Here is a 16,061-nt window from a genome sequence, read left to right as displayed (position 1 = left end):
AACAAACTTATGTACTATTGGGTATAAGATATATTTTTTAGTAATAAAGGTGCGTTTTTAATGTCTGAGTTTTTATTGCACGATGAACAAGCAGCCCAAGTTTATCTTGATGCAAACGCTACAACACCTGTTTTACCCTGTATTGCCGATGTGGTGTCGCATACCATGCAAATTTGTTTTGGCAACCCTTCAAGCCCCCATATTAGCGGCATACAAGCTAAGTATTTATTAGAACAAACAAGACAAAATGCACGCCATGTTATTGGTGCGCCCGATGGCGATATTCTTTTTACCTCAGGTGCCACAGAGGGCATACAAACAGCCATTGTTTCAACGCTCATTCATGCTAAAAATCATACGATTAAAAACCCTGTATTATTGTACGGGGCAACTGAGCACAAAGCGGTGCCTAACACGTTAAAACATTGGAATAGCGTTTTAGGCATTAACGCCCAATTACTGGCTATTCCTGTTGATAGTAAAGGGGTTTTAGATTTAGCGTTTATTAGTGAGCACATAAATAACGCGCTAATGATTTGCACCATGGCGGTTAATAACGAAACCGGTGTTTATCAAGACCTAAACGCTATAGAACATACTATTCGCAGCCGTAATAAATCAGTGTCTTGGATGGTTGATTGTGTACAAGCTTTAGGTAAACAAGCGCTAGCGCTTAGTAGTACCAGCATAGATTATGCCCCGTTTTCGGGCCATAAACTCTATGCACCAAAAGGTATTGGTTTTTTATACATTAAAAATGGCAGTGCCTATACGCCATTTATTGCGGGGGGCGGGCAAGAAAGCGGCATGCGCTCTGGCACCGAAAACCTACCAGGCATAGCAGGGCTTAATAAACTGTTTAACTTGCTGCTAGATAAAAACGACGACACGTTTAAGTCGGTTGAGGTATTAAATAGCTACAGAGCGCAACTGCTTAATGCGCTGCAAAGTACCTTTGGTGATATAACCTTTAATCACGATCTTTCACATTCTGTACCTACCACCCTTAATTTTGCTGTTGATACGCTTACCTCCAAAGAGGTTATTGATTTATTTGACGCAGCAGGCATTAGAGTGAGCGGTGGTTCGGCATGCAGTACAGGTGCAACGCGCAGTTTTGTGCTTGATGCAATGGGGGCAACTAATTGGCAAAGTGAAAACGCCATTAGGCTGTCTTTTGGGCCTGCTGCAACCGAGCAGCAAATTAGCCAAGCATGCAAGCGTATATGCTCGTTAAAGGCGGTATTAGAGGCCAATTGCTTAATTGTTTCTGACAGTGCGTCGCCAAAGCAAGAAGTGTGCGCGCTGGGGTTAACACAATTTAGGCATAAAGGGGCGTGTAGCTGGCTGTATGTTAGTGACGACGACAGTGCCGTTATCATTGACCCCGTATTAGAGCTTATTCCGCGCTTTGAAAAAATAGTGAGCACACAACAGCTCAACGTAAAAGCAATTTTAGATACCCACCAGCACCAAGACCATCCAAGCGCAGTGGCTTTGTTAAATGAAGTACTAGGCACAACGCATGCGATGCAAAATAGCATTGAGCTTGGTACAAAAACGCTAACCATAGAGCCAACCCCAGGGCACAGCAAAGACAGCGTTAGTTATTTATTAAAAGAGCGCACCACAGGCCATATTGATTATTGTTTTTGCGGTGATTTAATTTTACCTGCAGGACTTGGCAATACCTCGCTTGAAGGGGGCAGTGCAACGCAAATGGCACACTCACTTATTACCCTTGCTGAGCAAATAAGTGACGATACGGTTATTTGTTCGGGGCATGACTATCAGCAATGCTTTGCCATTAACTGGCGTACTGTACGTGCACAAACGCCTTTGCTTAGCCCGTTATTAAATGGAGAAATAAGTACGGCGCAATTTGCACAGCTAAAAGCACAACACGATCAGCTGCATAGGCAAACCAGTGACCAACTGTGTGGCTATGTACAGGCGGCGGTGCAAACAGACACTAAGCAGCTAGACTTTGGACAAGCTAAAGCGTTACTAACGCAAAAAAATGTGTATTTAATTGATACCCGTGAGCCGTATGAACATGGCGCAATTAATGTGGCGGAGCTTTTTGCCGCGCCTTTAGCTAATACGCTTAATATTTCACTTAGCCGTATGGCTAACGCCATAGTACAAAATCAATTAAACCCGCAGCACACCTATATATTACTGTGTAGAAGCGGCAATCGTTCTAAAATTGCAGCGGCAAATTTGCAGCAATTAGGCTTTGCGAATATTTATAACGTAGCGGGTGGCTTGGCGTTGGTGAGCTAATTATGGGCCTAGTTTTGAGGATGTTTTAACCACCTATAAAGCTAGGCGAGTGCATACGATGCATTTTATGCTTTGGGCCTATAATGTTTCGAAGTTTAATTTGCAGCAGTGTGTTTGGTATTTTTACATGGATGTAAGCCAGTAGCGTAACGCAAGAGCAGTTACTGAGCCCATAAGGGAACAAACCTCGCGGCAGGATTAAATTGTTCCTAGTTTGTACAAATTTTAATCCTAAAAGGTCAACAGGCCCTAATTCATGAATATTTAATAAATGTTGTTTAAACTATTAAATGCTTAAAATTTGTGGGTAATTAATTCATAAAATTTTTATGATACCGGTGTCAAAAGTAAAAAATTGCGTTATTATCTGCATCATAAATTATAAAAACAGCATTTTTATTGCTTTTTTCGTTATACTAAGCGCTTGCTTTTTTACTAGCACTACGCGCAATTAGCGAAGTCTTTTTACCTAAAACTGTTTTTAAATCATTAATTTAAATATTTTAGAGGATATTTACATGTCTAATCGTTCGCAATTAGCAAGTTGGCAAGCACTACAAAATAGTGCCGCGCAGATGAAACAAACCCATCTAAAAACGTTATTTGCACAAGATGATACACGATTTGATGCATTCTCTACTCAGATTCCGGGTGTGTTGTTTGATTATTCAAAGCAGCGTATTGATAAAACTATTTTTGCACAACTCATCGAGCTTGCTAAAGAGTGTGACATTGCCTCTTGGCGCGACAAGATGTTTAGCGGTGAAAAAATCAATATTACAGAAGAGCGTGCTGTTCTTCATACTGCTTTACGTAATCGTGCCCATACACCTTTAGTTGTTGACGGCGAAGACGTAACGCAAGCGGTTGATAACGAATTAGCAAAAATTAAAACCTTTGTAGAAAAAGTACGCAGTGGGCAGTGGGTAGGCTACACAGGTAAAGCAGTAAAAGATGTGGTAAGCATTGGTGTAGGTGGTTCAAACCTAGGCCCGCAAATGGCAACCGAAGCGCTAAAAGCACTTGCTGATGACACTTTAAATGTTCATTACGTATCTAATGCTGACGGTGTTCAAATTGCCTCTGTGTTAAAAGCAATTGACCCAGAAACAACCTTGTTTGTTATTTCATCGAAAACATTTACCACATCAGAAACCATGACCAACGCCAAAACGGCCGTTGATTGGTTTTTACAAACAGCAAAAGATGACAGCGCCATTGCTAAGCATTTTGTTGCTGTGAGCACAAACTTAGAAAAAACCGCAGCCTTTGGTATTAGCGATGAAAACGTATTCACTATGTGGGATTGGGTTGGGGGTCGCTTTTCACTTTGGAGTGCGATAGGCTTACCTATTGCGTTATACCTAGGTTATGACGCGTTTGAAGCTATTTTAGAAGGCGCATTTGAAGTAGATGAGCACTTTAAAGCAGCCCCATTTGAGCAAAATATTCCGCTTATAATGGCACTACTTAGTGTATGGAATACCAGCTTTTTAGGCTTTACGTCGCAAGCTATTTTACCGTACGACCAAGCGCTTCATATGTTACCTGCGTATTTACAACAAGGTGAGATGGAAAGTAACGGTAAACACGTAAACTTTGCTGGCGAAACCGTACCTTATACAACGGTTCCTATTATTTGGGGTATGACCGGTATTAACGGCCAACATGCGTTTTATCAGTGTTTACACCAAGGTAATGTAATTGTACCTGCTGATTTTATTGCCTCAGTTAAGCCGCAGGTAGCCGTAGATAAGCATCACGATATTTTATTATCTAACTTTTTAGCGCAAACAGAAGCAATGATGAGCGGTGTAGATGCACAGCAAGTCACAGAAGATTTAGCCGCTAAAGGTAAAACACAAGCGCAAATTGATGAGTTACTAAATCATAAAATTCATCAGGGTAATCGCCCTACAACATCTATACTGCTAGATACAGTTGATGCAAAAACAGTAGGACGCTTAATTGCACTGTACGAACATAAAATTTTCTGCCAAGGCATAATTTTAGAAATTTGCTCATTTGATCAATGGGGTGTAGAGCTTGGTAAAGGCCTTGCCTCTAAAATTGAAAGCGAACTAACCGATGACAGCGTAAAACACGCCCACGATAGTTCAACAAATGGCTTAATCGCGTACTACAAGCAACACCGTACGCAGTAATATATTCGCTTATGTAAATAAGCAAACCGAGTACCTTTGAACGGGTAGCGCTGGAGTTCTTAGGGCCTGTATTTTTGTGAGAGGATTTACAGGACTCCTAAGACTCATTTAATTGTGCGAACAGTCAAATAATAAATAAAACGCCATAGCGTAAAACATTCAATAGGCTTTTATTAACACTAAGAGCCACTGTCATTCAAGCACTAAACCTGCATACCAAGCGGCTTATGGAAGTCGCTTTTAGGTATTACAAACGTAGAGAGTAACTATGCTTAATCCTTTTGATATTATAATTTTTGGGGGCGGTGGTGATCTTGCGTTACGCAAATTGCTACCTGCAATGTACAGAGCATATCAAGAAGGCAACTTACCAGAAGGCTCGCGTATTCTGCCTACAGTGCGTGAAGAAAGTAAGCGTGCTGACTACATAGAAACAGCACACAACGCACTGAAAGAGTTTTTAAGTAAAGGCGAATTTAACGCTAAAGATTGGAAAGCATTTTCTACTTACTTAGTGCCTGTAGTAAGCAACGTAACTGAAGCTGACGACAACTGGGATGTACTAAAAGGCATTTTAGATGAGCACGACAGCAATAAATCTCGCGTATTTTATTTATCACTTCCGCCTGCTGTTTACGGCACATGTTGTGAAATTTTATCAACGAAAGGTTTGATCACACCCACTTCACGTGTGGTTGTTGAAAAGCCAATTGGTTACTGCGGCGAATCAGCAGAGGCTATCAATGGTAAAATTGCAGAGTTTTTTGACGAAGAGCAAATTTTCCGTATTGACCACTACTTAGGTAAAGAGACAGTACAAAACCTAATGGCACTGCGTTTTTCAAATTCACTGTTTGAAAACATGTGGGATGCTAAATCTATTGATAATATTCAAATTAGTTTATCTGAAACGGTAGGCCTTGAAAGCCGTGCTGGTTTTTACGATAAAGCCGGTGCACTGCGCGACATGGTGCAAAACCACCTGTTACAGTTATTGTGCTTAGTGGCAATGGAATCACCAAATAAACTAAACGCAAATAGCATCCGTACTGAAAAACTTAAAGTATTAGAAGCACTTCGTCCGTTACTAGAAGGTGACGTAGATGAAAATATCGTTCGCGGTCAATACGTACCAGGGGATTTAAACGGTAAAATTGTACCAGGTTACTTGGAAGAGCTTAACGAAGGTTCAAGTAAAACAGAAACCTTTGTGGCTATTCGTGCACACATTGATAACTGGCGCTGGGCGGGGGTACCTTTTTACCTTCGTACTGGTAAGCGTATGGCTAAACGTTGTGCAGAAATTGTGGTTGAGTACAAAAAAGTATCGCACAATATTTATGAAGAGAACGTGGGTAATATTGAGCCAAACCGCCTTGTTATTCGTTTGCAGCCGGAAGAGACGATTCAATTAACGCTTATGTCTAAGCGCCTTGATAATCTTGAAATGCAATTAGAGCCGGTAACGATGAATATTGAGCTTTCTCAAGCATACAGCAATGGTTTCCATTCTGATGCGTACAAACGCTTAATGCTTGATGCTGCAGCTAATAACCCATCGTTATTTATACACCGTGACGAAGTTCGTCAAGCGTGGAAATGGATAGATCCAATTATTGAGCGCTGGCAAACCAAAGGCAAACCTGCACTTTACCGTGCTGGTAGCTGGGGACCGGATGATGCTGATGAATTATTAGCTGAAAACAACCACGTGTGGTTTAACACAGGCGATAAGGCGTAAGGTATGGCAACACTTGTTGAAAAATTTTTTGACTCAAAAGATGAGTTAACCGCTGAGCTATCACACACGCTTGAGCAATCTTTACGTGATGGCATAAAAAGTGATGGCCGTGCTGTGCTAATGGTATCGGGCGGTTCGTCTCCGGCGCCGGCGTACAAGCACTTATCAACGCTTGATTTAGATTGGCAAAATGTAGATGTTGCCATGGTTGATGAGCGCTGGGTTGAGCCAAGCCACGAAAAAAGTAACGAAGCGTTTATAAAAAGCACCTTGTTACAAAATTATGGCAGTGCCGCTAATTTTATTACCATGAAAAACGATGCAGCAACGGCCGAGCAGGGCGCACAAGTATGTGAAGCCGCTTATAGCGCTTTAAAAGCACCGTATGATGTAACAATTTTAGGCATGGGCCCAGATGGCCATACAGCCTCTTTGTTCCCACATGCGCAGGGTCTTGAGCATGGTTTAACAACACAGCAAACTGTGTGCGCTATTAATGCAATAGAAAGTGACGTGACAGGCAGCATTACAGAGCGCATGACACTGACTTTAAATGCAATAGCAAACTCTAAAGTGGTTAAACTCCTGATCAGTGGTGAAGAAAAGCTAGCGGTATACAAGCAAGCTAAAGCGGGTGGTGATGTAAACGATATGCCACTTCGCGCTGTGCTAAACCACCCAAGCATAAATATTGAAGTGTATTGGGCGCCTTAATTTAGCCGCTCATTTACAGTTTAAAAAGGCAGCTTAATTAAGCTGCCTTTTTATTTGGCTAAATAACATGCTAAATCTATTCGAAAAATACCGTCAAACTGTTAACCAATGTTAATGGTTTTTATAGCGCTGTATTAAAATCACCCGTTATTTGTACTGTTTTTGAGCGTATTGGTTACGTTTTTATTGTCTGTTTTTTAGCAACGCCCAGATTTAGTTAAACTTTATTTTTTCATGACGGTTGTCATAAAACTTTCCCTTCCTTTTTTCGTTCAAAAGCATTAGCCTAAAGGCATTAACAATGAAACATATATATTAAAAATAAACGGAGCAGTAACATGGCGGAGCAACAAGTACAGCCTTTACACAACGAAAAGCATGCCAACACTAAAATTCAAAACGGCATCAACGTTGAATTTATGAAAACTCAACATTTAGTGCCAGTAGTTGCACATGAGTTTGCACGCGTAGCAAATGAATTCCCAATGTCTTTTGTTAAAAACAACGAAAGCGGTACTTTCCAAGCAGTTGCAATGTTTGGCCTAGAGCCAGGCGAAAACCTGTTTGTAGAAGATGGTAAATGGACAGCAGCTTTTGCGCCTATGGCATCAACGCGTTACCCATTAGGTCTAGTAAAGCACCCTGAGCAAGATCAGTACGGTATTGTGATTGACGAAGCAAGCTCGCTTGTAGGTGAAGAAGAAGGCAACGCATTATTTGAAAACGGTGAAGAAACAGACTACTTAAAGCGTCGTAAAGAGTCTTTAGTGTCTTTCATTGAGTTTTCTCAAGTAACAGAAGCATTCACTAAATACTTAGCTGATAAAGAGCTACTAGTAGCGCAAACGCTAACAGTAGACATTAAAGGCGAGAAAAAAGACATCAACGGTATTTACCTTATCGATGAGAAAAAACTTAACTCGCTTAGCGATGAAGAATTTTTAGAGCTTCGTAAGCGCGGTTACTTAGCACCTATTTATTCGTTCTTAACATCTACTCACCAAGTAGCACGTTTAGCACGTTTAAAAGCTAAGCAAGACGCGTAATTACATACACGTTTAGTAAAAAGCGCCTGATGGCGCTTTTTTTGTGCCATTAAACTTACTCTATGCCAATTGGGTTAAAAAGTAGGGGTGATGAAGGGAAATAACACCCTCGTATTTCGCTTTGTTATTAGGCTGTTTATTAGCTGCTTAAATAAAGTGCTAACTTAATGCCGTTGATATTAGTTGAAAAAATACGTGTAACCATTCAAAGTAAATTCAATACTAAATTTAAAAAAGAGCGCACTATGAAAAAAAAATTCTTATTGTCAGTTTTAGCCAGCGGCTGCTTAACACTAAGCACGCAAGCATTAAGTGAACAAGCCCCGTTTGCTATAGCGATTCATGGTGGAGCAGGCACAATTGAAAAAGCAAAATTTACCCCAGAGCAAGAAAAAGCCTACCGAGCAAAACTAGCCGAAGCTGTTGAAGCGGGTTACACCGTACTTGAAAAGGGCGGCGAAAGTTTAGATGCAATCACCACTGCTATTGAAGTATTAGAGCAGTCGCCTTACTTTAATGCTGGGCGTGGTGCAGTGTACACCTATGATGGCAGCCATGAACTTGATGCCTCAATAATGGATGGGCGAAACCGTCAAGCGGGTGCGGTCGCTGGCGTAAAGCACATAGAAAGCCCAATTCAATTAGCCCGCTTAGTAATGGATAACTCAGTACACGTAATGCTTAGTGGTCAAGGCGCTGAAGAATTTGCAAAAGAGCAGGGCGTTGCGCTGATAGAAAATAATATATTTGATACTAAGCACCGTTATGAAGCACTTATAAAAGCAAAGCAAAAATTAGAAAAAGAAAAAGCAACCAGCAAAGACTACCAAGCTGCGCATAAAGCCCTGCCTACAAATTATAAAATGGGCACCGTAGGCGCAGTGGCACTTGATAAAAACGGCAATTTAGCCGCAGGTACATCTACAGGTGGCATGACCGCAAAACGCTTTGGCCGCATTGGCGATTCCCCTGTGATTGGCGCGGGTACATTTGCTGAAAACGATTCGTGTGCGGTGTCGGCCACCGGTCACGGCGAGTATTTTATTCGCTACAGTGTTGCCAGTGATATTTGTGCACGCGTTAAATATCAAAATAGAACCATTGAACAAGCTGGGGATGAGGTTATTAACCAAGTACTTGCGCCTACAGGTGGTACAGGTGGGGTTATTATTGTAGATGCTAAAGGTCATATTAGTATGCCATTTAATACCTCGGGCATGTACCGAGCAAGCAAATCGAACACGCAATCAACCTTTGTGGGCATTTTTAAAAACCAATAGCATGATATATAAGCCTTATAGGGATTGTAGGATTAACGCTGCGTGTTTATTTTGATACTATTAGCCCTCATTTATTAAATTTATAAGGTGTGCGGGTGGTAAACCTAGGTCAGTTGTTTGGCGAGCTTAAAACGTGCTTAAAAAAAGATCAGTTTATATTTAAAAAACGCTTACATGGCGTAAAAAAAATACAAGACGAGACTAAGCAGGCCAATGCCCTTGAAAAAATAGCGGCTGATATTACCCGCAGCCAGCAGCTACGTGAAAAACGTTTAGCTGAGCTGCCCGCTGTAACGTACCCTGAGCAATTACCGGTAAGTCAAAAAAAGGACGTCATTAAAGACGCCATTGCGAATAATCAAGTGGTGATTATTGCCGGTGAAACAGGCTCAGGTAAAACCACGCAAATACCAAAAATGTGTTTAGAGCTTGGCCGTGGGGTTGATGGCTTTATTGGCCATACCCAGCCAAGACGTTTAGCCGCGCGCAGTGTAGCTAACCGAATTGCTGAGGAAATGAAATGTGAGCTTGGCCAACAAATCGGTTTTAAAATACGTTTTAGTGATCAGGTTTCTAATAATACGTATGTAAAACTGATGACCGACGGTATTTTGCTCGCCGAAATACAACAAGACCGCTTTTTAAATCAGTACGACACCATCATTATTGATGAAGCCCATGAGCGCAGCTTAAATATCGATTTTATTTTAGGGTATTTAAAAAACTTACTGCCAAAGCGCCCCGACTTAAAAGTTATTATTACCTCGGCGACCATTGATCCTGAACGTTTTTCAAAGCACTTTGATGATGCGCCAATTATTGAAGTGTCGGGACGTACATTCCCCGTTGAGGTGCGCTATAACCCTATAAGCGATATAAATAAAGACGCTATGGAAGCCGAAGGCGACCAACTGCAAGGTATTTTTGATGCGGTAGATGAGCTGTGCGCTGAAGGGCCCGGGGACATTCTCATATTTTTAAATGGCGAGCGCGAAATACGCGATACTGCAGAGGCGCTCTCTAAACGTAATTTAAAACACACCGACGTATTACCACTTTATTCGCGCTTATCTAACGCAGAGCAAAACCGTATATTTGCACCGCATTCGCGCCGCCATATTATTTTATCAACCAACGTGGCCGAAACCTCATTAACGGTGCCGGGTATTCGCTATGTAATAGACCCAGGTACAGCGCGTATTAGCCGTTACAGCTATCGTACTAAAGTACAGCGTTTACCTATTGAGCCTATTTCTCAGGCAAGTGCGAACCAACGTATGGGACGTTGCGGCCGTGTTGAAGCGGGTATTTGTATTCGTTTATACTCGCAAGATGACTTTATATCTCGCCCTGAATTTACAGACCCAGAAATACTGCGCACTAATTTAGCCTCTGTTATTTTGCAAATGTTGGCATTAGGGCTTGGCGATATGAGCGAGTTTCCGTTTGTACAAGCGCCAGATAGTCGCAATATTAACGATGGCTTAACCCTACTTGAAGAACTTCAGGCGATTAAGCCGAGTAAAAAGCGCCATCAAACGAGTTTAACGCAATCAGGGCGTGAGCTTAGCCGCTTACCGGTCGACCCGCGCTTAGCTAAAATGGTGTTGACGGCTAATAAGCTCGGTGCACTACGAGAAGTTATTATTATTGTCGCAGCGCTATCGATTCAAGACCCCCGAGAGCGCCCGCAAGAAAAACGCGCCGCAGCGAACGAAAAACACAGCCGCTTTGATGACCCTGACTCGGATTTTATTGCCTTTTTAAATCTTTGGAATTACCTAGAAGAGCAGCAAAGTGAGCTGACAAATAGCCAGTTTAGAAAGTTGTGCCAAAAAGACTTTTTAGCTTATATGCGTATTCGTGAGTGGCAAGACATTGTTTATCAAATAAGCACTGTGTGCAACGAAATGAAAATTAAAGCCACCACGCAAGTGGCTGACTCTGAGCTAATACACAAAGCGCTACTGAGCGGCATATTAAGTCACATAGGCTTTAAAGACGAAAAGCAAATATATAAAGGTGCTCGTAATAGCCAGTTTAATATTTTTCCGGGTTCTGGATTATTTAAAAAGAGCCCCAAATGGATTATGTCGGCAGAGCTGGTAGAAACCAGTAAACTATACGCACGTATTAATGCCAAAATAGATATTAATTGGGTAGAGCCCCTTGCACAGCATTTAGTAAAACGAAGCTATTCTGAGCCGCATTGGGAGAAAAAACCAGGCGCTGTTATCGCGTTCGAGCAACAAACCTTGTACGGCTTATTGGTGGTTAATAAACGCCGCTGTGTGTATAGCAATATAGACCCTAAAGTTAGCCGTGAGCTGTTTGTACGCACCGCCCTTGTAGAGCAAGAGCTTGGCTTAAATGAGCAATTTTTAGCGTACAACCGCGAGCTAATAGAAGATATTCAGGTACTTGAGCATAAATCGCGACGTCGCGATATTTTGGTGGATGAGCAAACGTTATTTGAATTTTACGATAAAAAAATACCTAAAGAAATCAACAACCGTGCAGCCTTTATAAAGTGGTATAAAACCCAAAAGCAAAAAGACAAACGCTACCTATACATGACCCGTGAAGAGCTTATGCAACACGGTGCAAGTAATATTACTGAGTTTGATTACCCTGATACATGGCAGCAAGATAATATTATTTTGCCGCTGAGCTATCATTTTGATCCAGGACAAGCTGTTGATGGGGTGGCTGTACAAATACCGGTAGCACTTTTAAACCAAGTGCAAGAAACTGGGTTTGATTGGCACATACCTGCCTTTAGGCATGAGCTAATAAGTGGTTTAATTAAATCGTTACCTAAGTCGTTACGTCGAAACTTTGTACCAGCTCCCAATTACGCTGATGCTGTACTGGCTGCCATTGAGCCTATGCAAGGCAGCTTACTTGATGCACTTACTACACGCTTACTAAGAATGACAGGCGTAAAAGTAGATATAGAAGCGTGGGATTTAAACGCACTGGCGCCTCATTTAAGATTGCAGTATGAGGTGCGTGATGAGCACGATAAATTGCTTGCACGCGGACTAGATTTAGCAAAACTAAAAACACAGCTGCAAGGCAAAGTAACCGATACGCTATCAAAGGTGGCCGATAAAGGCATTGAAAAAGCCGATTTAACACAATGGGACTTTGGCGCTTTGCCTGCCTCGTACGTTAAAAAGCAAGGCCAATACGAAATAAAAGCTTACCCAGCGCTGGTAGATAAAAAATCCACAGCGGCAATTGAGCTCTTTGATAGTGAAGAAAAAGCCCAGCAAGCGCATCAGCAAGGTTTACGGCGTTTAGTATTATTAAATGTGCCGTCGCCAATAAAGTACCTTCAGCAAAACTTGCCTAATAAAGCCAAACTGGGCTTGTACTTTAATCCGTTTGGGAAAATTGCAGATTTAATTGATGATTGTATTGCCGCCGGCGTAGACAGCTTATTAATAAAGCATGGCGATATACGCGATGAAAACGGTTTTGATAAAGTTAAAGAGCAAATTAGGGGCGAACTAGGCGATGCTGTGGTCGAAATTGCCACACTGGTTGAACAAGTTTTAAGCATTGCTCATGCGTTACATAAAAAAATGAAAGGGCGTGTCGATTTAACTATGATAACTGCCCATGGCGATATAAAATCGCAGCTTGAGTCACTTATCTTCAAAGGGTTTGTGAGCGCTCACGGTGCGAATAAAATGCCCGACCTAATTCGTTATTTAAAAGCGATTCAAAAACGTTTAGAAAAACTGCCTGTTGATCCTAACCGCGATAGATTGTGCGTTTTAGAACTTGAAAAAGTAGCGCAAGAGTACAAAAAGCTCGTAAATAAAATTCCAAAAGGCTTGCCTATTCCGCAACAGGTAAACGCTATTTTTTGGATGCAGCAGGAGCTTAGGGTGTCACTGTTTGCGCAAACCTTAGGTACCCCATATCCTATTTCTGCAAAACGCGTTATGAATGCGATAAAAGAGATAGAATAAAACTTGCATTTTCTATTAAGCTTAGTACCTTAATAGAAGGATTTATTTTTGGTTGAGAAGGAAGCGACATACCTATGTCCTCATCGGTTGAACATAAGATTAAGCGATTGTTAGTTGTAGATGACGAGTATTTCAATTATGAAATGCTTAAATCTGCCCTGACCTCAAAATTTGATGTTAGTTATGCTGACTCGGGTAAAAGCTGTTTGGCGTCTGCCATTGCTAACCCGCCGGATATTATTTTGCTTGATGTATGTATGCCTGGCCTCGATGGGTATGATACATGTCGGATGCTTAAGCACACGCCTGAAACTAAAAATATACCTGTTGTTATGGTTTCGGGCTTAGAGTCGCCCTCGGAAAAGCAAGCTGGCTTTGATGCAGGGTGTGATGCCTATGTAGTAAAACCGTTTTCGATGGGTACTTTATTTGAGCAAATAAACACGGTTGTTTAAAGGTGATGCATGTTTACTGAAGATAAGCGCAATTTTAGACGTATGCAGGTTAATACTCCTGCGCAATTAACAACAATAGAGCCTGTTGCTGGGCTTAATTATACCGCAGAATGTGTTGATTTAAGTGCCACTGGGTTATCACTACATTTAGATGACTTGCTTGAGCTCGATACTTTGCTACAGGTTAATATAGAGTCGACTCACCCAAGTATTGCCTCTTTAAATGCAACGGCTAAAGTTATACGTGCTAGCAAAGAAGACGATGGCACCATTACCGCAGGATTAGAAATAGTTCAGTTTAATTAAATTGAATAAACACCTAGCGGCTGGCTTTTGCTATTGCAGGTGTTAAATAACGTTCGATTTTATTACCTACGTCCTTGTAGGTAATAACAATAATTTTTAGTAAACCTTACAAATCAAGCCTTTTAAATAAAAGCCTTCAGGGTAACTGCCAGCAATAGGGTGATCGGCCGCTTGATTTAAACGCTCCATAATCAATAGCTCTTTACCTGCATCTAGCGCAGCGTCTGCTACCACTTTTTGAAACAAGTTTTGTTCCATTAATCCAGAGCACGAGAAGGTAAGTAATGTACCGCCTGGTTTTAATATTTGCATAGCAATCATGTTTATATCTTTATAACCACGACACGCACCGGTTAACTGCGCTTTGTTGTCTGCAAATTTTGGAGGGTCCATCACAATAGTATCAAACTGTTTGCCTTCCTCACGGTATTGGCGTAATAGCTTAAACACATCTTGTTTTACAAAATCGACTTTATTTAAATCTAAGTTATTGTGCTCTACGTTACGCTTAGCGGTATCCAGTGCTGGTTGTGATACATCAACATTAGTGACGTGTTTACAGCCACCACGTAGTGCGTAAAGTGAGAAAGTACCTGTGTAGCTAAAGCAATTTAATACGGTTTTATCTTTTGAAAAGCGCTCAAGTGCTGCGCGGCTATCACGTTGATCCAGGTAAAAGCCTGTTTTATGACCTTCTAAAATGTCTACTTCAAGCTTTAAGCCATTTTCTTCAATAACCACAGGCTCTGAAGGTTCGTTGCCCCACAGTACACCTTTAAAAGGTTCTAAGCCTTCTTTGGTGCGCACGTCTACATCTGAGCGCTCATAAATATTCGCACCAGGAAAAATAGCCATTAACGCGCCTACAATTTCACCTTTATGGCGCTCAGCGCCGGCACTTAGTAATTGGCAAACTAAGGTGTTATCAAACTTATCAATGGTTACACCTGGCAAGTAGTCAGACTCAGCAGCACACAACCTAAAGCCAGTTAAACCGCCTTCGGCTATTGCATGCTCGCGGGCATGTAAAGCACGGCGTAAGCGACGCTCAAAAAAGTGTTGGTCTATTACTTCTTTTTCATCAAAGCTCCACACACGCGCTCTTATTTGTGAGTGAGGGCTATAAGCAGCGGTGGCTAAAAATTTACCTTCGCTGTCGTGAATGGTAACCGTATCACCTAGGCCTGGTTTACCTTTAATTTTTTTGATGGCTTTTGAAAATAACCAAGGGTGTTTTCTTTTTAATGATTTTTCGCGACCAGCTTGTAGGTAAACGGCAGATGACATAAGGCTTCTCAGTTGAAATAAATAAGCGCTGTATTTTAGTCAAGCATAGGGCAACATACAATGAATGTTTTGCAAGGGAGGTGTAAAGCACGTTAAAGTACGGATAATTCTCATATAAATTAGTTTTTTGGAACATCACTGTGGCCAACACTGCTTTAAGCCCTGAGTTACAACAGCTTGATTCTCAATGTCGCTCATTTATTACTTCGTTAATACATGCCGATGTAGCACACGACATAACGCATATTGAACGCGTAGTGCGTGTTGCCATTCAATTATGTCACGCCGAGCAAGCCAATATGAATATTGTTTTGCCAGCGGCGTGGATGCACGATTGTGTTGCGGTGGCGAAAAACCACCCTGATAGAGCAAAAGCATCTACTATGGCGGCAGATAAAGCCATTGCGTTTTTAAAATCAATTAACTACGACGCATGTTTGTTTGATGATATTCATCATGCTATCGCTGCCCATAGCTTTAGCGCCAATATAGCGGTTAAAACTGTAGAAGCGCAAATCGTGCAAGATGCCGATAGAATGGACGCACTCGGTGCAATAGGCGTTAGCCGTTGTATGAAAGTAGGGGGCTCTATTAGCCGCTTACTGTATAACCCTGATGACCCATTTTGTGTTAACCGCGAAGCAGATGATAAAACCTATACCCTTGATCATTTTTTTATTAAATTGCTTCATATTGCTAAGAGCATGAATACGCCCTCAGCTAAAGCCGAGGCAGAGCGACGCACAGAGTATATGTATGCGTTTTTAGAGCAGCTAAAATCAGAAATTGGTCAATAAT

The 16,061-nt window shown here is 41.5% G+C and carries 11 protein-coding genes; 10 read left to right on the top strand and 1 reads right to left on the bottom strand.

The annotated features are described in order from the left end of the window. Window positions 1–60: 60 nt before the first annotated feature. The 9 genes from VOI46_RS10100 to VOI46_RS10060 all read left to right on the top strand — a co-directional run bounded on the left by VOI46_RS10100 (window position 61) and on the right by VOI46_RS10060 (window position 13,976). Window positions 61–2,286, top strand: a complete 2,226-nt coding sequence (locus VOI46_RS10100) for an aminotransferase class V-fold PLP-dependent enzyme (protein ID WP_273603778.1) — start codon at window positions 61–63, stop codon at window positions 2,284–2,286. Between the two features lie 518 nt (window positions 2,287–2,804). Next, window positions 2,805–4,451 (top strand): glucose-6-phosphate isomerase, encoded by a 1,647-nt coding sequence (gene pgi / locus VOI46_RS10095; RefSeq protein ID WP_004589177.1) that lies wholly within the window; start codon window positions 2,805–2,807, stop codon window positions 4,449–4,451. A 268-nt stretch (window positions 4,452–4,719) separates the two neighbouring features. Beyond that, window positions 4,720–6,192 carry a glucose-6-phosphate dehydrogenase gene (zwf, locus tag VOI46_RS10090; RefSeq protein WP_004589178.1) on the top strand — a complete coding sequence of 491 codons (1,473 nt, stop codon included), beginning with the start codon at window positions 4,720–4,722 and terminating at the stop codon, window positions 6,190–6,192. A gap of 3 nt (window positions 6,193–6,195) precedes the next feature. After that, complete coding sequence (pgl, locus tag VOI46_RS10085; protein ID WP_126007548.1) at window positions 6,196–6,906, top strand: 6-phosphogluconolactonase; 711 nt, start codon at window positions 6,196–6,198, stop codon at window positions 6,904–6,906. Between the two features lie 338 nt (window positions 6,907–7,244). After that, window positions 7,245–7,952: a SapC family protein gene (locus VOI46_RS10080; protein ID WP_004589180.1), complete on the top strand. Its 708-nt coding sequence runs from the start codon at window positions 7,245–7,247 to the stop codon at window positions 7,950–7,952. Window positions 7,953–8,197: 245 nt separating this feature from the next. Beyond that, window positions 8,198–9,232 carry an isoaspartyl peptidase/L-asparaginase gene (locus tag VOI46_RS10075; protein ID WP_282337923.1) on the top strand — a complete coding sequence of 345 codons (1,035 nt, stop codon included), beginning with the start codon at window positions 8,198–8,200 and terminating at the stop codon, window positions 9,230–9,232. A gap of 95 nt (window positions 9,233–9,327) precedes the next feature. Continuing rightward, complete coding sequence (gene hrpA, locus VOI46_RS10070) at window positions 9,328–13,215, top strand: ATP-dependent RNA helicase HrpA (protein ID WP_282337922.1); 3,888 nt, start codon at window positions 9,328–9,330, stop codon at window positions 13,213–13,215. A 74-nt stretch (window positions 13,216–13,289) separates the two neighbouring features. Continuing rightward, on the top strand, window positions 13,290–13,670 hold the full coding sequence (locus VOI46_RS10065; RefSeq protein WP_024034218.1) for a response regulator: 381 nt from the start codon (window positions 13,290–13,292) through the stop codon (window positions 13,668–13,670). A 9-nt stretch (window positions 13,671–13,679) separates the two neighbouring features. After that, window positions 13,680–13,976 (top strand): PilZ domain-containing protein, encoded by a 297-nt coding sequence (locus VOI46_RS10060; protein WP_004589184.1) that lies wholly within the window; start codon window positions 13,680–13,682, stop codon window positions 13,974–13,976. Between the two features lie 96 nt (window positions 13,977–14,072). On the opposite strand, the gene VOI46_RS10055 is transcribed toward VOI46_RS10060, so the two are convergent. After that, on the bottom strand, window positions 14,073–15,263 hold the full coding sequence (locus VOI46_RS10055) for a class I SAM-dependent methyltransferase (protein WP_004589185.1): 1,191 nt from the start codon (window positions 15,261–15,263) through the stop codon (window positions 14,073–14,075). Between the two features lie 140 nt (window positions 15,264–15,403). Between VOI46_RS10055 and VOI46_RS10050 the strand changes: the two genes are divergently transcribed. Next, entirely contained in the window at window positions 15,404–16,060 is a 657-nt protein-coding gene (locus tag VOI46_RS10050) for an HD domain-containing protein (protein WP_004589186.1), read from the top strand. Window position 16,061 lies beyond the last annotated feature (1 nt).

Origin of the sequence: Pseudoalteromonas sp. CuT4-3 (assembly GCF_035666335.1) — a bacterium.
GTDB classification, from domain to species: Bacteria; Pseudomonadota; Gammaproteobacteria; order Enterobacterales; family Alteromonadaceae; genus Pseudoalteromonas; species Pseudoalteromonas atlantica.
This window is presented reverse-complemented; position numbering and strand designations above follow the sequence as displayed.